General features: G+C 67.2%; 20 protein-coding genes and 1 tRNA gene. 15 read left to right on the plus strand and 6 right to left on the minus strand.

Annotated elements, in window-relative coordinates; genetic code table 11:
- From rpmJ to P3W97_RS04865, 7 genes are all read left to right on the plus strand, one after another.
- Positions 1-76, plus strand: a 76-nt coding sequence (gene rpmJ, locus P3W97_RS04835) for a 50S ribosomal protein L36 (RefSeq protein ID WP_300844349.1), incomplete at its 5' end; no start/stop codon positions are given.
- An 18-nt stretch (positions 77-94) separates the two neighbouring features.
- Entirely contained in the window at positions 95-460 is a 366-nt protein-coding gene (gene rpsM, locus P3W97_RS04840; RefSeq protein ID WP_300844311.1) for a 30S ribosomal protein S13, read from the plus strand.
- 21 nt (positions 461-481) lie between these two features.
- The gene (gene rpsK, locus P3W97_RS04845; RefSeq protein WP_043700250.1) at positions 482-886 is read left to right on the plus strand and encodes a 30S ribosomal protein S11; all 405 of its coding nucleotides are present in this window, start codon (positions 482-484) and stop codon (positions 884-886) included.
- Between the two features lie 203 nt (positions 887-1089).
- Complete coding sequence (rpsD, locus tag P3W97_RS04850) at positions 1090-1713, plus strand: 30S ribosomal protein S4 (protein ID WP_300844314.1); 624 nt, start codon at positions 1090-1092, stop codon at positions 1711-1713.
- Positions 1714-1824: 111 nt separating this feature from the next.
- Positions 1825-2811: a DNA-directed RNA polymerase subunit alpha gene (gene rpoA / locus P3W97_RS04855; RefSeq protein ID WP_300844316.1), complete on the plus strand. Its 987-nt coding sequence runs from the start codon at positions 1825-1827 to the stop codon at positions 2809-2811.
- A gap of 76 nt (positions 2812-2887) precedes the next feature.
- Positions 2888-3289, plus strand: a complete 402-nt coding sequence (rplQ, locus tag P3W97_RS04860; protein ID WP_300844318.1) for a 50S ribosomal protein L17 — start codon at positions 2888-2890, stop codon at positions 3287-3289.
- 24 nt (positions 3290-3313) lie between these two features.
- Positions 3314-3390: transfer RNA gene (locus tag P3W97_RS04865), tRNA-Met, on the plus strand.
- A 39-nt stretch (positions 3391-3429) separates the two neighbouring features.
- Here P3W97_RS04865 and P3W97_RS04870 read toward each other — a convergent pair.
- The 4 genes from P3W97_RS04870 to P3W97_RS04885 all read right to left on the minus strand — a co-directional run bounded on the left by P3W97_RS04870 (position 3430) and on the right by P3W97_RS04885 (position 8861).
- Positions 3430-4653, minus strand: coding sequence for a CoA transferase (locus P3W97_RS04870; protein WP_300844320.1), 1224 nt, complete (start codon positions 4651-4653; stop codon positions 3430-3432).
- A 4-nt stretch (positions 4654-4657) separates the two neighbouring features.
- Positions 4658-5167: a low molecular weight protein-tyrosine-phosphatase gene (locus P3W97_RS04875; RefSeq protein WP_300844323.1), complete on the minus strand. Its 510-nt coding sequence runs from the start codon at positions 5165-5167 to the stop codon at positions 4658-4660.
- 34 nt (positions 5168-5201) lie between these two features.
- Complete coding sequence (locus P3W97_RS04880) at positions 5202-5822, minus strand: MarC family protein (protein WP_300844325.1); 621 nt, start codon at positions 5820-5822, stop codon at positions 5202-5204.
- A 78-nt stretch (positions 5823-5900) separates the two neighbouring features.
- Positions 5901-8861, minus strand: coding sequence for an EAL domain-containing protein (locus P3W97_RS04885; protein WP_300844327.1), 2961 nt, complete (start codon positions 8859-8861; stop codon positions 5901-5903).
- Between the two features lie 315 nt (positions 8862-9176).
- Between P3W97_RS04885 and P3W97_RS04890 the strand changes: the two genes are divergently transcribed.
- From P3W97_RS04890 to secF, 4 genes are all read left to right on the plus strand, one after another.
- A complete protein-coding gene (locus P3W97_RS04890) occupies positions 9177-12821 on the plus strand; it encodes an indolepyruvate ferredoxin oxidoreductase family protein (RefSeq protein WP_300844329.1) in 3645 nt (1214 codons plus the stop codon).
- 188 nt (positions 12822-13009) lie between these two features.
- Positions 13010-13330, plus strand: coding sequence for a preprotein translocase subunit YajC (gene yajC / locus P3W97_RS04895; protein WP_300844331.1), 321 nt, complete (start codon positions 13010-13012; stop codon positions 13328-13330).
- A gap of 66 nt (positions 13331-13396) precedes the next feature.
- Positions 13397-15271: a protein translocase subunit SecD gene (gene secD, locus P3W97_RS04900; RefSeq protein WP_300844333.1), complete on the plus strand. Its 1875-nt coding sequence runs from the start codon at positions 13397-13399 to the stop codon at positions 15269-15271.
- Positions 15272-15289: 18 nt separating this feature from the next.
- Positions 15290-16240 (plus strand): protein translocase subunit SecF, encoded by a 951-nt coding sequence (secF, locus tag P3W97_RS04905; protein ID WP_300844335.1) that lies wholly within the window; start codon positions 15290-15292, stop codon positions 16238-16240.
- A 25-nt stretch (positions 16241-16265) separates the two neighbouring features.
- Here the strand turns inward: secF and dprA are convergent, their stop codons facing one another.
- A complete protein-coding gene (dprA, locus tag P3W97_RS04910; RefSeq protein WP_300844338.1) occupies positions 16266-17372 on the minus strand; it encodes a DNA-processing protein DprA in 1107 nt (368 codons plus the stop codon).
- Positions 17373-17397: 25 nt separating this feature from the next.
- Entirely contained in the window at positions 17398-18606 is a 1209-nt protein-coding gene (locus P3W97_RS04915) for a LysM peptidoglycan-binding domain-containing protein (RefSeq protein WP_300844341.1), read from the minus strand.
- Between the two features lie 158 nt (positions 18607-18764).
- Between P3W97_RS04915 and def the strand changes: the two genes are divergently transcribed.
- The 4 genes from def to P3W97_RS04935 all read left to right on the plus strand — a co-directional run.
- Complete coding sequence (gene def, locus P3W97_RS04920; RefSeq protein ID WP_300844343.1) at positions 18765-19346, plus strand: peptide deformylase; 582 nt, start codon at positions 18765-18767, stop codon at positions 19344-19346.
- A gap of 26 nt (positions 19347-19372) precedes the next feature.
- On the plus strand, positions 19373-20338 hold the full coding sequence (gene fmt, locus P3W97_RS04925) for a methionyl-tRNA formyltransferase (RefSeq protein WP_300844351.1): 966 nt from the start codon (positions 19373-19375) through the stop codon (positions 20336-20338).
- A complete protein-coding gene (locus tag P3W97_RS04930) occupies positions 20335-21126 on the plus strand; it encodes an AzlC family ABC transporter permease (RefSeq protein WP_300844345.1) in 792 nt (263 codons plus the stop codon). Before fmt ends, P3W97_RS04930 begins: the two co-directional genes overlap by 4 nt.
- Positions 21119-21353 (plus strand): AzlD domain-containing protein (locus P3W97_RS04935; protein ID WP_300844347.1); only part of this gene is annotated, 235 nt, incomplete at its 3' end. The genes P3W97_RS04930 and P3W97_RS04935, both read left to right, overlap by 8 nt.

Raw genomic sequence — 21353 nt, forward strand, 5'->3', positions numbered from 1 at the left:
CTGTAAGATCATCCGTCGCCATGGCGTCGTGCGCGTGATTTGCACCGACCCGCGACACAAGCAGCGTCAAGGCTGATTCGAGTAGAGGACCACCATGGCACGTATTGCTGGTATCAACATTCCGCCGCACAAGCACGCCGAGATTGGCCTGACGGCGATCTACGGCATTGGCCGCACCCGCGCGCGCCAGATTTGCGACGCTTGCGGCATTCCATATTCCAAGAAGATCAAGGACCTGTCTGACGCCGAGCTCGAAAAGGTGCGCGAGCAGGTCGGCCGCTTCACGATCGAGGGCGACTTGCGTCGTGAGGTGACGATGAGTATCAAGCGCTTGATGGACATCGGTTGCTATCGCGGTTTCCGTCACCGTCGTGGCCTGCCCGTGCGTGGCCAGCGCACCAAGACCAATGCGCGCACGCGCAAAGGTCCGCGCAAAGCCGCCCAGTCGCTGAAGAAGTAATCCGCCGCATAAAGGACAGTCATGGCCAAGTCTCCTTCCGCCAACGCCGCCGCCCGTGTGCGCAAGAAGGTTCGCAAGAACATTGCCGACGGTATCGCGCATGTGCACGCGTCGTTCAACAACACCATCATCACCATCACCGATCGCCAAGGCAATGCGCTCGCCTGGGCGTCGGCAGGGGGTCAGGGTTTCAAGGGCTCGCGCAAGTCCACCCCATTTGCCGCGCAGGTCGCCTCCGAGGCCGCTGGCCGCGCGGCGATGGAGCAGGGGATCAAGAACCTGGACGTCGAGATCAAGGGGCCCGGTCCAGGGCGCGAGTCCTCGGTGCGTGCGCTGGGGGCCCTGGGCATCAAGATCACATCCATCTCGGATGTGACCCCGGTGCCGCATAACGGCTGCCGCCCCCCGAAGCGCCGCCGTATCTGAGGGCGCGTTGGCTGCGTGACGCAAACAGCGCCGAAGCACGCTAGAATGTCAAGTTTTCTTTGGATGCTGCTTGCGCCTGTGCGCTGGGCGGCATTGATGTGTAGACCACTGCCAGCGAGGGCAGGCGCGCCATTGCGCCCACCCGCTGGCTCCCGCAATGACCCTGATCGGGGTGGATTGCGGCAGTACGGAAAGGATCACCAGTGGCACGTTATCTCGGCCCCAAGGCCAAACTCTCCCGCCGCGAAGGCACCGACCTGTTTCTGAAGAGCGCGCGTCGCTCCATCAGCGACAAGGCCAAATTCGATACCAAGCCCGGCCAGCACGGTCGCACCTCGGGCTCGCGCGCGTCGGACTTCGGTTTGCAGTTGCGCGAGAAGCAAAAGGTCAAGCGCATGTACGGCGTGCTGGAGCGCCAGTTCCGCCGCTATTTTGCCGAGGCCGATCGCCGTCGTGGTAATACTGGTCAAAACCTGCTGGCCATTCTCGAGTCGCGCTTGGACAACGTGGTCTATCGCATGGGTTTCGCCTCTACCCGTGCCGAGGCCCGTCAGCTCGTTTCACACAAGGGCATCAGCGTCAACGGCCAAACGGTCAACATCCCGTCTTACCTGGTCAGTGCTGGCGATGTCATTGCCGTGCGCGAGAAGGCCCGCAATCAAAACCGCGTCAAGGAAGCGCTGGAGCTGGCCAAGCAGATCGGCTTCCCGGGATGGGTTGAAGTGGCGGCCGACAAGTGCGAAGGTGTTTTCAAGAAGGTGCCGGATCGCGATGAATTCGGTGCCGACATCAACGAGTCGCTGATCGTCGAACTGTACTCGCGTTGATCGTCGGGCGCGCCCCATTAGAGCCCGGATCCTGCATCGTGCGGGATCCGGGATTTTGTGCTCCATCGGCCTTATCGGTGTAACGAGCCGAGGGTATTGAAGGAAGTCCGAATGCTGAATAACCTGCTCAAACCGAAAACCATCCAAGTCGAGCGCCTGTCGGCCCATCGTGCCGAAGTGACGCTCGAGCCCTTCGAGCGGGGCTATGGCCACACCCTGGGCAATGCGTTGCGGCGGGTGCTGCTGTCGTCGATGGTCGGGCACGCACCGACGGAAGTCACGATCGCTGGCGTGGTGCACGAATTTTCTACCATCGATGGGGTGCAGGAGGATGTGGTGCACATCCTGCTCAACCTCAAGGGGGTGGTGTTCAAGCTGCACAACCGCGACGAGGTCACGCTGAGCCTGCGCAAAGAAGGCGAAGGTGTGGTCACGGCCGGCGACATCCAGACACCGCACGACGTCGAGATCCTCAACCCCGAGCATCTGATCGCCACCTTGGCGCCTGGCGCCAAGCTGGATATGCAGATCAAGGTCGAGAAGGGCCGCGGCTATGTGCCGGGCAACCTGCGCAAGGGCGACGACCACCGCAACAGCATTGGCCGTATCGTGCTGGATGCGTCGTTTTCCCCGATCAAGCGGGTCAGCTACGCGGTGGAAAACGCCCGCGTGGAGCAGCGCACCGATCTGGACAAGCTGGTGCTGGATATCGAGACCAACGGCGCGATTGGGCCGGAGGAAGCCGTGCGGGCCGCCGCCAAAATTCTGGTCGAGCAGCTGTCGGTGTTCGCGCAGCTCGAAGGCGGCGCCGCGTTCGAGGCCGGTGCGGCTGCCAAGGCAGGGGCTCCGGCGTTCGACCCGATCCTGCTGCGCCCGGTCGACGAGCTGGAGCTGACCGTGCGTTCGGCCAACTGCCTGAAAGCCGAAAACATCTACTACATCGGTGATCTGATCCAGCGCACCGAGAACGAGTTGCTCAAAACCCCCAACCTGGGCCGCAAGTCGCTCAACGAGATCAAAGAAGTGCTGGCCTCGCGCGGCCTGACGCTGGGCATGAAGCTCGACAATTGGCCCCCGGCCGGGCTGGAAAAGCACTGACCGTTTTCCCTCAACCCCAGTGACCCCCGGTGGTACCTGATCCGGCCGCCGGTGACAAGACAGAAAGGAACCTACCATGCGTCACGGACACGGACTTCGCAAACTCAACCGCACCAGCGCCCACCGCCAGGCGATGCTGCGCAACATGGCCAACTCGCTGCTCAAACACGAAGCCATCAAGACCACGCTGCCCAAGGCCAAGGAATTGCGCCGCGTCGTCGAGCCGCTGATCACGCTGGCCAAGACCCCGACGCTGGCCAACCGCCGTCTGGCGTTCGACCGCCTGCGCGACCGCGACACGGTGGTCAAGCTGTTCAACGAGCTGGGCCCGCGCTTCCAAAACCGTCCCGGCGGCTACACGCGCATCCTGAAGATGGGCTTTCGCGTCGGCGACAATGCGCCGATGGCCTACATGGAATTGGTCGATCGTGCCGAGCCGGCGGCGGACGCTGCCCCAGCAGACGACAAAGCCGAGTGATCGTGCTATAATTTCAGCTTCTGACGCGCGGTGGAGCAGTCTGGTAGCTCGTTGGGCTCATAACCCAAAGGTCGGTGGTTCAAATCCATCCCGCGCAACCAAACAGTCAAACCCGCCGGTAATCCACCGGCGGGTTTTTCTCATTCAGCTTGCGCGTCGCGCGGGCGCGGCCAGCCTGCCGCGCCGGCGACGTCGGCGTCGTGTTCACCCAGCCGCGGGGCCGGGTGGCGCAGCGCGCCAGGGGTATCGCTCAGCTTGGGGACGATGCCAGGCACCTTGAGCGGGCGGCCCTCGCGATCCGTGCTCTGCACCACCATGCCGCGCGCCAGATACTGGGCATCGGTGGCGATGTCGGCGGCGGTGTAGATCTTGCCCACTGGCACGTCGGCGGCGTCCAGCGCGGCGATGACTTCGTCCACGCTGCGGCCGCGCGTCCAGGCCTCGATGGCGGCGTCGAGTTCCGCGGCGCGCCGGGCCCGCCCGTCGTTGTGGGCGAGGTCGGGATCCTGGGCCAAGTCGTCCCGGCCAATGGCGTGCATCAGACGGCGGAAAATGCCATCCCCGTTGCCGCCGATCAGCACATAGTTGTCCTGCCCGTCCGCCCCCGGGCGGCAGCGGTAGGCGTTGGAAGGGGCGATGCCCGGCAAGGCGCTGCCGGCGCGCTCGCGCACCACACCGAAGGCATCGTACTCCGGCAACAGGCTCTCCATCAGGTTGAACACGCTCTCATACAGCGCGACATCCACCATCTGGCCTCGACCACCCCGGGCGTCGCGGTGGTAGAGCGCCAGCAACACACCGATGACGCCGTGCAGTGCCGCGATCGAGTCGCCGATTGAAACGCCGGTCCGTACCGGCACCCGGCCCGGCTCGCCGGTCAGGTAGCGCAGGCCGCCCATGGCCTCGCCCAGCATGCCAAAGCCTGGCTTGTGCGCATAGGGGCCGGTTTGACCGTAGCCGGACAGGCGCAGCATGATCAACCGCGGGTTGAGGGCGTGCAAGGCGTCCCAGCCCAGGCCCCAGCCTTCCAGCGTGCCGGGCTTGAAGTTTTCGATCAAGACATCCGCCTCGGCCGCCAAGCGTCGCACCAGGGCCTGCCCGTCCGGGTGGCGCAGGTCGGCGCGCACGGAGCGTTTGTTGCGCGACTGCACTTCCCACCAGACGGATGTGCCCTCGCGCAGCAGGCGCCATTTGCGCAGTGGGTCGCCACCTTCGGGGGGTTCGATCTTGATGACATCGGCCCCAAAGTCGGCGAGGGTTTTGGCTGCGAAAGGCCCCGCGATGAGTTGGCCCAGCTCCAACACCCGGATGCCTTGCAGCGGTCCGGCAGGGCGCGATTCGGGAGGACAAGGGCGGGTGTTCATGGCATCAGTGGCGCGCATCGACGCGGGCGGCGAGCACGCGTTCGATGTGGTCGAGCAGGCCGTCGCACGCATCTTCGATCAGATCGAGCACATGCTCGAAACCGTCGGCGCCGCCGTAGTACGGATCCGGGACCACGGGGCTGTCGTGGTGGCGGCAAAATTCCGTCAGTCGCCGCAGTTTGCGCCGGTGCGGGGGCGGGCACAGGGCTTCGGCCAGGGCCAGGTTGTCCCAATCCATGGCCAGCAGCAGATCGGCGCGCTCGCAGTCGAGGGCCGTCAGCTGCCGGGCGCGCAGATCGGCCAAATCGTAGCCACGCAGCCGGGCGTGGTGTTGGCTGCGGGGGTCGGGCGGCTCGCCCACGTGATAGGCGTGGGTGCCAGCCGACGACACCGCGACCCGCTGATGCAGGTTGCGGTCCTGCAGCCGCTGGCGAAACACGCCATGTGCCGTTGGGCTGCGGCAAATATTGCCCATGCAGAAAAAGACGACCCGGTATTCGTAGCCTGCATCCATGCGTCAATTGTGCCGGATTGGGCCGCCAGGCGCTTCAGCCCGCCAAAGCGGGAAACAGCCGGGTGAGTCCACTGGCCATCACCTCCACGGCCAGGGCAGCCAGGATCAGGCCCATGAGCCGCGTCATGACGTTGATGCCGGTCTTGCCGAGCACGCGCGCGATCGGCTCGGCCAGGGTGAAGCACAGCGCCGTGGCAGCGGCGATGATCACGCCATAGCCCACCAACGCCGCGTGCTGCCAGAAGGTTTTGGCCTGGTCGGCGTAGATGACCACAGTGGACATGGTAGCGGGCCCCGTGAGCAATGGAATGGTCAGCGGCACGACGGCGATGGAGGTGCGGCTGGCTGCGTCGTCCATCTCGTCGCGGGTGGTCTTGGCCTCAGCGGGCTGGGCGTTGAGCATGGACAGGGATGACATCAGCAGCAGCATGCCACCGCCGACTTGGAAGCTGGCCAGCGAAATGCCAAAAAATTCCAGGAGTTGCAGCCCCGCCAGGGCGCAGACGGCGATCACCGCGAACGCCGACAGGGCCGAGATGGCGATGGTGCGTCGGCGCTGGCGCGCGGAAAAACCCAAGGTGTAATGGATGAAGAAGGGAACGATCGCCAGTGGATTGACGATGGCCAGCAGCGTGATCAAGGGCTTGAGGTCCATGCCCGGGATTGTGCGTCCTCTGCCGCGCGTTGGGGTGCGGCTTTGGGCGCGCGGTGGCCGGGCCGGTGCACGGCAGGCTCAAACCGGCACGCTTTGCCGGGCACGCAGCCAGACCAAGAGTTCGACGGGGGCCATCGCGCGGGCATAGAGCCAGCCCTGGAAGGCGTCGCAGCCGTGCTGGCGCAGAAAATCGCGCTGTTGTGGTGTTTCTACCCCTTCGGCCACCACCCGCAGACCCAGGTCGTGTGCCATGGACAGCGTGGCACGCACGATGGCCGCGCTGTCCGGGTCTGCCGGCACCCCGTTGACGAACGAGCGGTCGATCTTGAGCTTGCCAATCGGCAGGCGCTGCAGATAGCCCAAGCTGGAGTAGCCGGTTCCAAAATCGTCCAGGCACAGCTCGACCCCCAGTTCAGTGAGGGCGCGCATACGCTCGGTGACGTCGGCGCCGGCCTGCACCAACAGGCTCTCGGTGATCTCCAGCTCCAGCAGCTGGCTGGTGGTAGACCCCAGTTCGCGCATTGCCTCGCGCACATGGTCCATGAAACCCGGGCGGGCAAATTCGACAGGTGAGATGTTGACCGCCAGCCGTACCTGCGCGAACAAGGCAGCGTCGGCGCTGGCGTGCCAAGCGGCGAGCTGTCGGCACGCGGTCTGCAGCACCCATGCACCCAGGCGGTCGATGATGCCGGCGTCCTCGGCCACGCCGATGAATTCCGCCGGCGAGATCGGGCCCAAGACAGGGTCGTCCCAGCGCAACAAGACCTCCAGCCCGAGCAAACGGCGCCCATCGGCATCGATCTGGGGCTGGTAGACCAGGCTCAGGCCGCCGCGCTGCGGATCGTCGACCGCTTGGCGCAGCGCGGACTCCAGGGTAAGCCGGCGCGAGGCGTGCGCATGCATGGACGGCTCGAAAAAAAGCCATTGGTTGCGGCCCGCCGCCTTGGCGGCGTACATGGCGGCGTCGGCATGGCGCAGCAAGGCCTCCACCGTGCTGCCGTCGTAGGGGAACACCGTCACCCCCATGCTGGCACCGACGCGCACCTGCACGCCGTCCAGCTCGATTGGCTCATCTAGAGTGCGGGCCATCTTGCGCGCCACGGTGGCCGCGCCGTCGCGCCCTTTGACCCAGGGCAGCAGGGCGATGAATTCGTCGCCGCCGAAGCGGCCCAGCACATCGCGCGAGCGCAAGCACGCTTGTAGCCGCGTCGCCACCGTCTGCAGCAGCCGATCCCCCTGCGCGTGCCCCAGACTGTCGTTGACATGCTTGAAGCGGTCCAAATCCAAAAAGATGATGCCCACCTCCTGCCCGCTGCGCCGTGCCGTGGACAGCACCGCCTCGGCCTGTTCGGTCCAGAAGCTGCGATTGACCAAGCCGGTAAGGGCATCGAAGTGGGCGAGCTGCATCAGGCTGGCATGGCTGCGTGCCAGCTCGAGCGTGCGCTGCTCTACCAACTGCTCGACACGCCGGCGCTGGCCGGTGGTAACCAGCAAAAACGCGGCCAGCAACGCCATCGTCAGGAAGGCCGTGCTCGCCGTCACGTACATGCGCGCGTCGGCTGCGTTCTGCCGCCAAAAGCCCTCGGTGGTGTCCAGCCGCAGCACCCAGGCGCGCTGGGCAAAGCGCAGCGGCCACTCGGTGCGCGCGCCCAAATGATTCGGCGATGTGGCGCGCTCGCAGCCCTGCGGCCCCGCCAGGCGCTGGTTGTCCAGGCCGGCGTCGCGGTCCATCAGGCACAGCGTCAAACCCTCCAGCGGCACGGCTTCCAACCCTGCCTGGGTGACATCCCCCATGCGAAACGCGGTCGAGACGACTCCCAGGAGATCGCCGCTGCCCCCGGCCGCGCGCACCGCTTGGTAGACGACGATGCCGCGCTGGGAGCCTCGCTCCTGTACCAGCCGGAAGGCTTCGGTGGCCTGTGGACGTTCGCTGTCGATCGCCCGTTGAACCGCCTGCCGCAGCGGCTCGAAGGTCAGAATGTCCAGTCCGCGCGCGGCCTGATTGCTGGCCAGCGGCGCCAGCCGTGTGATCACGATATGCTCGTCGGCGTCCGGCGCCGGAAAGCGCTGGCCCGAGGCGTCGCGCCCCAGGATCGGCCAGCCCGGGTCGCAGCATTCGTACATTGGGCGGTCGGCGCGCGAGACCCGCCGATTGAAGCTGAAGTTTTGCGTGCCGGGGTAGCGGCGCAGCCACAGCTGCGCCGAGCGCTCGAATTCGTCTTGACCCATGGTGGGCGCATGCGCCATCAATTCCGCCATGGCCTGTAGCGCATCGATCTGTGCATCCAGACGGCGCTGCAACGCTTGCGCCGCTTGTTCCCCTGCCTGCTCGGCGCGCAGCCGCAACTGCTGGGTTTGGGCATCGGCCAACACCCGCACCACGCCAGCGGCCAGCAGCAGCGACAGTGCAAGCGGTATGCCCACGCCCCGGCGCCGCGCCTGCCATACCGAGCGCGGTTCGCCAAAGGCCACCCACATCAGCGGCACGATCAGCACTGCACCCAGGGCATCGCCCAGCCACCAGCTCGCCCATTGTCCCCAGGCATCGGCCGTGCTGATGATGCCACGGGCGACCAGCGCCGGCACGGCCACGCTGGCGTTGAGCAGCGCGCCCAAGGGCAGCACCACGAACAGCAGCCGCAGCACCAGACGCGGCTCGTCCAGGGTAGATGGGTAGCCGATCCAGCGCCGAATGGCCCAGGCCGAGACCGCTGCCATGACCGTCGCGCCCAGCGCAGGCACCCCAATCGCCCAGTGGTGCCAGTCGGCGCCTATGCGGTAATGGGTCAGGATCTGCACCGCCAGCGCGCCAGCCAGAATGCCGGGCCACGCCCACCGGCCCCAGATCAGCGCGGCGCCGGCGGCTACACCAGCGGGAAAGAACACCACGATGGCGTAGTCCGGCGGAACGCGCAATTCCAAGGCCAACACGCCACCGATCAGGTAGGCCACCGCCGTGACCAAGGCGCGGGTCAGCCCGCGCAGCGCATGGCGCGTGGGGCCGGTGTGGGCAACAGGGGCTGGGGCAACGACGTCCATGGAAGTTTGACCGCACTGTAGCACTGTGCAACGGGACTGCAGGCCGCCGCGCTTGCCAGGCTTGACGGCGGCGGGGTAGGATAGGCGGATGAGAGGGGCGCCATCAGGGATTTCCCGAAAAAAGCCCCGTCCGCAAGCGGGAAACTGTGCTTGCCGCGCCAGCCAGCCCTACACTGCGCCCAGGCGCGGACGAGTGCGATGAACAGGTGCGGCAGCCGGCGATCCTGGTTGCACGCTCACCTCGGGTGTATTTGGCAGACCCGACGTCCGCATGGGGGCTGACCGGCCCGTTTTGCCTCGAAGGAGTTCTCTGCCATGACCGCTCCCTTGCCCGAGCACATCCGGCGCGCGCTGGAATCCGTCTCGCTTGACGACAAATACGCCCTCGATCGCGGCCGCGCGTTCATGAGCGGGGTGCAGGCGCTGGTGCGCCTGCCGATGCTGCAGCAGCAGCGCGACGCCCTGGCCGGCAAGCGCACCGCCGGCTTCATCAGCGGTTACCGCGGCTCGCCGCTGGGCGGCTACGACCAGGCGCTGTGGAAGGCGCGCGAGCACCTCAAGGCGCATCATGTCGTCTTCCAGCCCGGCGTCAACGAGGAGTTGGCCGCCACCGCCGTCTGGGGTACGCAGCAGCTCGGCTTTGCGCCCCCGGGTAGCGCCCAGTATGACGGCGTCTTTGGCCTGTGGTACGGCAAGGGACCGGGGGTGGATCGCTGCAGCGATGTGTTCAAACACGCCAACCTGGCGGGCACCACGCCGTGGGGGGGTGTGATCGCCGTGGCCGGCGACGACCATGTCGCCAAGAGTTCCACCGCCGCGCACCAAAGCGACCACATCTTCAAGGCCTGCGGGTTGCCGGTGTTTTTCCCGGCCAATGTGCAAGAGATCCTGGATCTGGGCCTACACGCTTGGGCCATGAGCCGCTACGCCGGCGTGTGGACCGGCATGAAGACGATCCAGGAGATCGTCGAGTCCAGCGCTACGGTGGAGATCGATCCCGAGCGCGTGCGCACCGCGCTGCCGGACGACTTCGAGATGCCCCCGGGCGGCGTGCACATCCGATGGCCCGACGCGCCGCTGGAGCAGGAGGCGCGGCTGATGGACTTCAAGTGGTATGCGGCGCTGGCCTATGTGCGTGCCAACCGACTCAACCACAACGTCATCGAGGGGCCGCACGACCGCTACGGCATCATCGCCAGCGGCAAGGCCTACAACGACCTGCGCCAGGCGCTGCACGACTTGGGGCTGGATGAGGCCACCTGCCGACAGCTCGGCATCCGCGTGCACAAGGTGGCGGTGGCCTGGCCGCTGGAGGCACAGATCACGCGCGCGTTCGCGCAGGGTTTGCGCGAGATTTTGGTGGTGGAGGAAAAGCGCCAGGTCATCGAGTACCAGCTCAAGGAGGAGCTGTACAACTGGCGTGCCGATGTGCGCCCGGACGTGCTCGGCAAGTTCGACGAAATCGAGGGCGACCACTCCGGCGGCGAGTGGTCGGTGCCCAACCCGAGCGCGCACACGCTGCTGCGCGCCAACGCCGATCTGACGCCCGCCGTCATCGCGCGTGCGCTGGCGCGGCGGCTGACCAAGCGCGGCCTGTTGCCCGAGGGCAGCGACATCGCGGCACGGGTGCAGGCGCAATTGGCCGTGATCGAGGCGCGCGAACGCTCGCTGCAGACCATTCTGGTGCACACCGCCGATGCCCAGCGCGTGCCCTGGTTTTGTTCCGGCTGTCCGCACAACACCTCGACCCGGGTGCCGGAGGGCTCGCGGGCCATGGCTGGCATCGGTTGCCACTACATGGCGATCTGGATGGACCGCAACACCCTTGCCTTCACCCAGATGGGCGGCGAGGGGGTGCCGTGGGTCGGGCAGCAGCCGTTCACGCGCGAAAAACACATCTTTGCCAACCTGGGTGATGGGACCTATTTTCACAGCGGGCTGCTGGCCATCCGCCAGGCCATCGCGGCGGGGGTGAACATCACCTACAAGATCCTCTACAACGACGCTGTGGCGATGACCGGTGGTCAGCCAGTCGGCGAGCGGCCCGAGGGCCACTCGGTGCTGCAGATCGTGCACAGCCTGCGCAGCGAAGGGGTGCGCAAGCTCTTCATCGTCACCGACGAGCCGGCCAAGTATGCCCATGCCCAGCACACCACCCTGGGCGGCGTGACGCTGACGCTGCCGGCCGATGTGCCAGTGCTGCACCGCAGCGAGCTGGACCGGGTGCAGCGCGAGTGCCGCGACACCGAAGGCGTGACGGTCATCGTCTATGACCAGACCTGTGCCACCGAGAAGCGCCGCCGCCGCAAGCGTGGTCTGATGGTCGATCCGGACCGGCGTGCTGTGATCAATGAGCGGGTGTGTGAGGGATGCGGCGACTGTGGTGTGCAGAGCAACTGCTTGAGCGTAGAGCCGCTGGAGACCGAATTCGGGCGTAAGCGCACCATCAACCAGAGCACCTGCAACAAGGATTTTTCCTGCACCCAGGGGTTTTGCCCCAGCTTCGTGACGGTGGAAGGCGCCAAGCCGCGCAAGCCTGGCCGCGCCGCCGCCGCGCCCGACCTCAAGGGCCTGCCGCCGCTGCCCGAGCCGTCCTTGCCCGAGCTGCGGGCCGGCACCGGCGCCTGGGGCATCGTCGTGGCGGGGGTGGGCGGCACGGGCGTCATCACCATCGGTCAGTTGCTCGGTGTCGCCGCGCATCTCGAGGGCAAGGGCATCGTCACCCAGGACGCCGCCGGGCTGGCGCAAAAGGGCGGCGCGACCTGGAGCCATGTGCTCATTGGCGCACGGCAGGACGACATCCTAACCACGCGCGTGGGCACTGCCGCCGCCGACCTGATTCTGGCGTGTGATCCGATCGTCGCGGCCAGTCCAGAGACGTTGGTGCGCATGCGCGAGGGCCGCACCCGCGTCGCCCTGAACGCGCAGGCCACCCCGACCGCGGCCTTCGTCAAGGACGGGGCCTGGCAGAATCCGTCGGCGCGCTGTGTCGCGGCCATTACCGAGGCAGTGGGCGGCGTGGGCGTGGGGGCTTTTGATGCCGAGGCGCTGGCGCTCAAGGCGTTGGGCGATACGCTCTACGTCAACCCGATGGTACTGGGCTATGCGTGGCAGAAGGGTTGGATCCCGCTGCGGCGCGAGTCGCTGGAGCGCGCCATCGAGCTCAACGGCGTGGCGGTGGGGGCCAACAAGGCGGCCTTCGAATGGGGGCGGCGCGTCGCGCACGACGAGGGGGCTGTCAAGCGCTGGCTGCAGCCGGCGCAGGTGGTCGAGCTGCGGCCGCGGCCGACGCTGGAGCAGGTGATCCGCGTGCGGGTGGAGCATTTGACGGCCTACCAGAACGCGGCCTACGCGCAGCGTTTCGAGTCCCTGGTGCGCCGCGTGCAAGTGGCCGAGGCGGCGCTGGGCACGGGCTCGACCGCGCTGACCGAGGCCGTCGCCCGGCATCTGGCGCAGCTGATGGCGTACAAGGATGAGTATGAGGTGGCACGGTTGTACACCGATGGCGCTTTTTTGCAGCGCCTGCGCGAGCAGTTCGAGGGCGATTTCAGGTTGCGCTTCCATCTGGCGCCGCCGCTGCTGGCCCGACGCAACGACAAGGGTGAGCTCATCAAACGCGAATACGGCCCCTGGGTGATGGGGGCTTTCCGCGTGTTGGCCCGGCTCAAAGGGCTGCGTGGCACTCCTTTCGACCCCTTCGGCCACACGCAGGAGCGTCGCACCGAGCGGGCCTTGATCCGCGAGTACGAGGCCGCAGTCGAGGAGGTGTTGCGCGATCTGCGGGCAGACCGGCTGCCGCTGGCGTTGGAGATTGCCCGCTGGCCGGCGCGGGTCAAGGGCTTTGGTCATGTCAAGGAGCGCAACCTGCAGGCGGCCCGCCCGCTGTGGGACGAGCTGCTGCGGCGCTGGCGTGCGGGCGACGCCGTCGCCGCGCCGACAGCGGCCGCCCGCGCCGCCTGACCCACCGGGCGGGCGTGCCATCCGACCGCGCGCCTGCCGGGTGATCGAGCCGCCCTGTCGCCGTCCCGACGTGGCGCGCAGGCCGCGGGCTACAATGGACGTTTGTCATCGTGGATGGCCCGCGAGTGCCTGCCGGTGCGGGCCTGCCCCGATGTCCCCCAACCCTTTGCACGCCAGAGGAATCCGACGTGTTCATCTCCAATGCCTACGCCCAGGCCGCTGCGGGCGGCGACACCCCCTCCACGCTCATGAGCCTGCTGCCGCTGGTGCTCATGTTCGTGGTGCTGTACTTCGTCATGATCCGGCCGCAGATGAAGCGCCAAAAGGAGCACAAGGCCATGATCGATGCCTTGGCCAAAGGCGATGAAGTCGTCACCGCCGGCGGTCTGCTGGGCAAAGTCTCCAAGCTGGGTGAGTCCACCATCGGCATCGAGCTGGCCGACGGGGTGGAGGTACAACTGCAGCGCACCGCCGTCGTGCAGGTGCTGCCCAAGGGCACCCTCAAATAAGCCGAGGCCGGCGCTGCCGGCCCGAGCCCATTTGCGACACCCTGTGTGCCGCCAAGGCGTTCGTCCATGAACCGATATCCCTGGTGGAAGTACACGACCCTGGTGGTCGTGCTCGTCATCGCCACCCTGTACACCCTGCCCAACTTTTTTGGCGAGGCGCCCGCCGTACAGATCTCATCGGCGCGCGCTGCGCAGCGTCTGGACGAAAGCATCGTGGCCCGCGTCGAGCAGGCCCTTGCGGCGGCCAACCTGGGGGCGGAGGCGATCCAGTTCGACGGGCAGACCGTCAAGGCGCGTTTTGCCTCGACGGAGTTACAGCTCAAGGCGCGCGACGCGATCGAGCGGGCCCTCAATTCCGATCCCGCCAACCCGTCCCATGTGGTGGCCCTCAATTTGCTGCCGCGCACCCCGGCCTGGCTGCAGAGGCTGGGTGCGCAGCCCATGTATTTGGGGCTGGACCTGCGTGGGGGGGTGCACTTCTTGCTGCAGGTGGATATGGCTGGCGCCGTGGACAAGCGCGTCGAGGGCATTGCCGCCGATGTGCGCACCACCTTGCGGGACAAAGGCATTCGCCACGGTGGTGTGCGCCGCGAAGAGCAGGCGGTGCTGGTGCGCGTGCGCGATGCGGCCACCGCGCGTGCGGCCGGCGACCTGATCGCACGCGATTTTGCAGATGTGCAGCTGGCCGAGCGCGACGATGGGGCCGAGACGGTGCTCCTGCTCACCCTTCGCCCCGAAGCGGTGCGCCGCACCCAAGAACAAGCGCTCAAGCAGAATATATTGACCCTGCGCAACCGCATCAACGAGCTGGGCGTGGCCGAACCGGTGATCCAGCAGCAGGGGCTGGACCGCATCGTCGTGCAACTGCCCGGCGTGCAGGACACCGCCAAGGCCAAGGACATCCTGGGCCGCACCGCGACGCTGGAGATCCGCATGGTGGACGAAAGCCCCGAGGGGCTGGCCGCCGAGCGCAATGCGGGGCCGGTGCCGTTTGGCTCCGAACGCTATTTGGACCGCAACGGGGCGCCGGTCATTGTCAAGCGGGAGGTGATACTGACTGGCGAGAACCTGACCGATGCGCAAGCGGGCTTCGACAGCCAGACGCAGGAGCCAGTGGTCAATCTGACGCTGGACGGCAAGGGGGCACGGGTGTTTCGCGACGTGACGCGCGAGAATGTCGGCAAGCGCATGGCGATCCTGCTGTTCGAGAAGGGCAGGGGCGAGGTGGTGACGGCGCCGGTCATCCGCACTGAAATCGGCGGGGGCCGTGTGCAAATCTCCGGTCGCATGACGACGCAGGAGGCCAACGACACCGCGCTGCTGCTGCGCGCCGGTTCGCTGGCCGCGCCGATGGAGATCATCGAGGAGCGCACCATCGGTCCGAGTCTGGGTGCCGACAACATCCGCATGGGCTTCAACAGCGTGGTCTGGGGCTTTGCGGTGGTGGTTGCCTTCATGTGTGTCTACTACCGGCTGTTCGGGGTGTTCTCCAGCGTGGCACTGGCGGTCAACCTGATGCTGCTGGTGGCGGTGCTGTCCATGCTGCAGGCGACGCTGACGCTGCCCGGCATTGCTGCCATCGCACTGACGCTGGGCATGGCGATCGATGCCAATGTGCTCATCAACGAACGGGTGCGCGAGGAGCTGCGCAACGGCTCTGCGCCGCAGACGGCGATCCACAAGGGCTATGAGCACGCCTGGAACACGATTCTGGACTCCAATATCACCTCGCTGCTGGCGGGGCTGGCGCTGTTGACATTCGGCTCGGGGCCGGTGCGCGGCTTTGCCGTCGTGCATTGCATAGGCATCCTGACCAGCATGTTCTCGGCCGTGTTCTTCTCGCGTGGGCTGGTCAACCTGTGGTACGGGCGCCAGAAAAAACTGCGTGCCGTCTCGATTGGCATCCGCGTCGCGCCTTCGGGCGCCGCCAAGGCCGACTGATCCGCCAGGAGAGCGAGGATGGAACTGTTTCGCGTTCGCAAGGACATCCCGTTTACGCGCCACATGCTGGTGCTGAACCTAGTGTCTTTGGTGACTTTTTTGGCGGCGGTGTTCTTTTTGCTCACGCGCGGCCTGCATCTGTCGGTCGAGTTCACCGGCGGCACCGTGGTGGAGGTGTCCTATGCGCAGCCGGCCGATCTGGGGCAGGTGCGGGCGGCCGTGGCGGGCTTGGGCTATACCGAAGTGCCGGTGCAGAACTTTGGCAGTTCGCGCGATGTGATGATCCGCCTGCCGCTGCGCGAGGGTCTGAACTCCGGCCAGCAGACCGAGCAACTGCTGGCGGCCCTGCGTGCCCAGGACCCGGCAGTGGAGCTGCGCCGCACCGAGTTCGTGGGGCCCCAGGTCGGCCGTGAGCTGGTCGAAAACGGGCTGCTTGCGCTGGTCTTCGTCATCGTCGGCATCATGGTCTATTTGGCCGTGCGCTTCGAGTGGAAGTATGCGGTCGCTGCCATCATCGCCAACTTGCACGACGTCGTCATCATTCTGGGCTTTTTCGCCTTCTTCCAGTGGGAGTTCTCGCTGGCGGTGTTGGCGGCGGTGCTGGCCGTGCTGGGTTACTCGGTCAACGAGTCGGTGGTCATCTTCGACCGCATCCGCGAGACCTTCCGCCGCCAGCGCAAGATGACGGTGCGCGAAGTCATCGACCATGCGATCACCTCGACCATGAGCCGCACCATCATCACCCACGGCTCGACCGAGGCGATGGTGCTGTCGATGCTGCTGTTTGGCGGCCCGACGCTGCATTATTTTGCGCTGGCGCTGACCATCGGCATCCTGTTCGGGATCTATTCGTCGGTGTTCGTGGCGGCGGGCATTGCCATGTGGCTGGGCATCCGGCGCGAAGATCTGGTCAAGGCGACCAAGAAGGCGGGCGAGGGCGACGACCCGAATGCCGGCGCCGTGGTCTGAGGCGAAGCGGGCGCGTGCCTGCAGCTCAGGCCTGCACCACGCGCTGCAGCAGTCCACCGGGTAGCCGCTGCACGCATCCGTCCAACTCCAGCGTCAGCAGGTGGGCTTGCAGGCGGGCCGTGTCCCAGCCGCAGCGCGCTTGCAGCAGGTCAAACGGCGTGGGGTCGTGGCCCAGGGCGGTCAGCACGGGGTCGTCGGTGGGCAACGGTGCCGTGCCACTGGCGGGGGCCGGGGCAGCGGCGTTCAAGCTCCAAACCGCGTGCAGCTCTTCGTGGATGTGCTCGGCAGTCTCCACCAGCTTGGCCCCCTGCCGGATCAGGGCATGGCAGCCCCGCGACTGCGGCGAATGGATCGAGCCGGGGATGGCAAACACCTCCCGCCCCATTTGGGTGGCCAGTTCCGCCGTGATGATCGATCCCGATCCGAGCGAGGCCTCCACCACCAGTGTGCCGTGCGCCAGCCCGGCGATGATTCGGTTGCGGCGCGGAAAATGTGGCGCCAGCGGTGGCGTGCCCAAGGGGTGTTCGCTCACCAGGCAGCCTGCGGCCGCGATCTGGTGGGCCAGCGTCCTGTGCCGCGCCGGATAGACGCGATCCACCCCGGTGCCGACCACCGCCACCGTTTGGCCCCCAGCGGCCAGGGCGCCCTCATGCGCAGCGGCGTCGATGCCGACGGCCAGCCCCGACACGATGCACACACCCTGCGCCGCCAGCGTGCGGGCGAAGGCGCGTGCGTTTTCGGCGCCTTGCGGGGTGGGGTTGCGGCTGCCGACGACCGCCATCGCCCGGGGTGCGCTCAATGCGGCGGGGTCGCCGACCACATGCAACAGCGCAGGCGGGTCCGGGGTGGTGAGCAGGCTGGCGGGGTAGGCCGCATCACCCAGAGCGATCAGGTGGTGGTCGGGCTGGGCTAGCCATGCTTGGGTGCGCGCGTGCAGCGCGGGCCAATCAGGGGGCTCGGTCTGGAGGCGGCTGGCCAGCGCGGGCCCCACCGCCTCGGCCAAGGACCCCTGGGGTTGGGCCAAAACCGCCGTCGGCGGGCCAAACGCCGCCAGCAGCCGGCGCAGCGTCGCCGAGCCCACCCCGGGGGTGGCGATCAGTTGCAACCATGCGCTCCAGTCGTCCGGTGCCATACGCTCTGTTCTCGACCAGTCTGCGTCACGGGTTGGCGAACCGATCTCCGCTCTGGACGCCGTCGGTGATCTGCAGGATCAGGGCATGCGAGACACGCTCGAAGGTGCGAAATACCATCATCAGTCCGTTGCGCTCCCCAGGCAGTAAGAGATCCGGGCGGACCTCGTCGGTCTTGTCGATCAGGCGGGTCCGCTCTTTTAGCACGGCGAGCACATGACCCACCTCCAGCCCATCGACACGCCCCCGGTTGAGCACGACGATTTGGTTTTGCCCCGCATAGCGCAAGGCATCACCGTGCACCTTGACGATCTGGCCTTGGATCGGTGCAGCAGGGGCATGCGGGATGTACAGGAACGTGTCGCGCCCAGACTGGGGCAGCAGCCGGTCGCCGATGCGGATTTCCTCGCGCGCCTGCAGGATGTCGACGGTCGCGGGCACCACGGTCGGCTGCCCGTCGGGTCCCTCGACTACACGTTCGCTGCGCGCGAGCTGCGCGCGGCCCACGGCGTGGGTTTCATAACCCAGCACCTCGCTGGTTTCTGGATCCCGCAGTGCCGTCGCATTGCGGTAGATCGACAGCACGCGGGGGCGGCCGACGGGCGCTTCGAGCGCGTCGCCCGAGAGGGCATCGCCGGCACCATACTGACCTCTGGCATAGGCGCGATCACCCGGGCCCAACAGCACCCGCGCTTGCGGGCCGGCGACGATGCGCGGAGCGTGCTCGTGGGTGTCGGTATCGACGACGTCCACATCGGCCAGAAAGGGTTCGATCGCCCCCAGAGGCAGCGGCGGGATGCCCAGGTCACGCAGCGGTTCGGCGCGCACGCGCGGTGAGAGCTTGACCGTGGGCGGCGTGTCCGCAGCGAGCTGCAGCACGGCGCGGTCGCCGGCGCGGGTGAGCAGCAGCACCTGCCCAGGGTAAATCAGGTGGGGGTTGCGAATCTGCTGCAGGTTCATGCCCCACAGCTGCGGCCAGCGCCAAGGGCGCTGCAGATACCGCGCAGCAATATCCCACAAGGTATCGCCACGTTGCACGGTGTAGCGCTCTGGCGCGTTCGGGGCCAGTTCCGTCAGAGGGACGCCCGCCTGAGCCACCTGCTCGGCGGCATCGCGCTGCTGCGGGGTCACGGAATAGGGCGGCGCGGCCGCGGCGATGCAGACCATGCCGCCCAACAGGGCAGCCACGCCCCAGCGCGACACAAAGGTGCCGATGCCGCTTCGGACGGCAGGCACCGCAGCGAACGGAACAGGTGCAGGGTGCAGGCGCGGGAGAATCATTGAGAGCCATTCCACCCTTGCATTGTGCGGTCTGCCCCCACTTCTGGCAATGCGATGTTTCACGCCGTGCTGGCAGGCCCGGCCGAAAGTGGCGAAAATACCGACATTTGCTTATGAATGCTTCCTCCAACCTCCTGCCCATCCTGCGCTATCCCGACCCGCGCTTGCACAAGGTGGCCCAGCCGGTCGCGGCCGTGGACGAGCGCGTGCGCGCGATCATCCCGCGCATGTTGGCCACCATGTACGCCGCCAACGGCATCGGCCTGGCGGCCACGCAGGTCGACATCCACGAGCGCATCATCGTCATCGACGTGAGCGAAGCGCGCGACCAGCCGCTGGTGCTGATCAACCCCGAGATCGAGTGGGCCAGCGAGGAAAAGCGCAAGGGCGAGGAGGGGTGCCTGTCGGTGCCCGGCATTTACGACGGTGTCGAGCGCTCGGTGGCCGTGCGCGTGCGCGCGCTGGATGAGCACGGAGCGAGCCGTGTCGTCGAGGCCGAAGGGCTGCTGGCGGTGTGCATCCAGCACGAGATGGATCACCTGATGGGCAAGGTGTTCGTCGAGTACCTCTCGCCGCTCAAGCGCGAGCGCATCAAGATGAAGCTGCTCAAGGCCGAGCGGGAGGCCGCCCGCGCTGCGGCCGAGGTCCGGCCGCGCAAGCGCTTGCACGCCGATCCGACGGAGACGCGGCTTTGACTGCGCTGGCTGGGGCCACCCCCGCGTTGCGGGTGGCGTTTGCCGGCACACCGGTGTTTGCCGCCAGGGCCTTGCAGGCGATTGCGCAGGCGGGCTTTCCCGTCGTGTCGGTGTTGACGCAGCCCGACCGACCGGCCGGCCGCGGCATGAAATTACAGCCCTCGCCGGTCAAGGCCTTGGCCCAAATGCACGGCTGGCCGATCGCGCAGCCGCGCGGCTTGCGACTGGACGGCCGCTGGGCCGAGGACGCGGCGTGCACCCGCGCCGCGCTGCAAGCCGCGCGGCCCGACGTGCTGGTGGTGGCGGCTTACGGGCTGATCCTGCCGCGCTGGGTGTTGGATCTGCCGCGGCTGGGCTGCCTGAATATCCACGCTTCGCTGTTGCCGCGCTGGCGCGGCGCCGCGCCCATCCAGCGCGCCATCGAGGCCGGCGACGCACAGACCGGCATCACCCTCATGCAGATGGATGAAGGGCTGGACACGGGCGATATCGTGGCGATGGAGGCCGTGCCGATCGGTCCGACGGAGACGGCGGGATTGCTGCATGATCGCTTGGCCGGTCTGGGTGCGCGCCTGGTGGTGCAGGCCCTGCGAGCGGCCGAGGCTGCGCCGCTGCCCCGGCGCCCACAGCCGGACGATGGGGTGACCTATGCGCACAAAATCGACAAGGCCGAGGCGATGCTGGACTGGTCGGCGCCTGCTGCCCTGCTCGAGCGGCGCGTGCGCGCCTTCGACCCCGTGCCCGGGGCGGCCACCACGCTGGACGGCGCCGTGCTCAAAGTCTGGGGCGCCCGGGCCGAAGCGGCCGCGGCACCGTCGGCCGCGCCAGGCACGGTGCTGGCGGCGGACGCGACGGGCATCCGGGTGCAAACCGGCCAAGGTGTGCTGGTGCTGACCGAGGTGCAGCGCGCGGGAGGCAAGCGCCTGGCCGCCGGGGACTTTTTGCGCGGCACGGCGCTGTCTTCTGGCGTGCACCTGGGGGCGGCTGCATGAGCGCCGCGCCGGCCGCATTCTGGCGCGCATCGTTTCTCAATCCGGTGTTGTGGCGCCGGCCCACCTTTGCCGCGGGTGCGCGCGAACTGGTCAGCGTGGCCACCGGCATTGGGGCCTGGGGCCTGATGACTGGGGTGGCGATGGTCAAGTCCGGCCTGACGCCGCTGGAGGCGCTGTGGATGACGTTGCTCGTCTACGCGGGCAGCGCCCAACTCACGGCGGTGCCGCTGATCACGGCCGGGGCGCCGCTTTGGGTGATCCTGGCGGCGGCTTTTTGCGTCAATTTGCGTTTCGTGGTGTTTTCCATTCACCTGCGCGCGTATCTGGCCCACCTGCCGCGCGGGCAGCGGCTGCTGACTGGCTACCTGACGGGGGATTTGAGCTACGTCTTCTTCGCCCGGCGCTTTCCGCACCCCGGGCGCACCAAACAGGAGCGGCTGGACCAGGAAGCCTACCTGGCTGGCAGCTGCGCCGTCAACTATGTGTTCTGGATGACGGCGAGCGTGATCGGCATCGTGCTGGCCAACGCCATTCCGACCGAGTGGGGGTTGGGCTTTGCAGGGATTTTGGCGTTGTTGGGGGTGGCCTGCTCGCTGGCCACATCGCGTTTGCGCGTGCTGTCGGCTGTCGTGGCCGGGGCGGCGGCGGTGGCAGCCTGGGCCCTGCCGCTCAAGCTCAATATTGTGGTGGCGATTGCCGCGGCAGTGGTCGTGTGTCTGATCGCCGAGGCGCATGGCCCACGCTGGCTGCGCGGCGCCCCCATTCCCCCTCATCGTCCGCATGGCTGATCTCAATCCCTTGACATGGCTGACCATCGTCGCGCTGGCTGCGGTGACGGTGATCACGCGTGGCTTTTTCTTTTTGTCCGATCGGCCATGGCGGTTGCCGCATTGGGCCGAGCGCGGCTTGCAGTACGCGCCGATTGCCGCGCTGGCGGCCGTCGTCGTGCCCGAAGTGGTCATGCAGCAGGGGCAGCTCATTCAGACTTGGCAAGATGCGCGCTTGTATGCCGCCG

The organism is Tepidimonas sp. (assembly GCF_029335975.1).
Taxonomy (GTDB): domain Bacteria; phylum Pseudomonadota; class Gammaproteobacteria; order Burkholderiales; family Burkholderiaceae_C; genus Tepidimonas.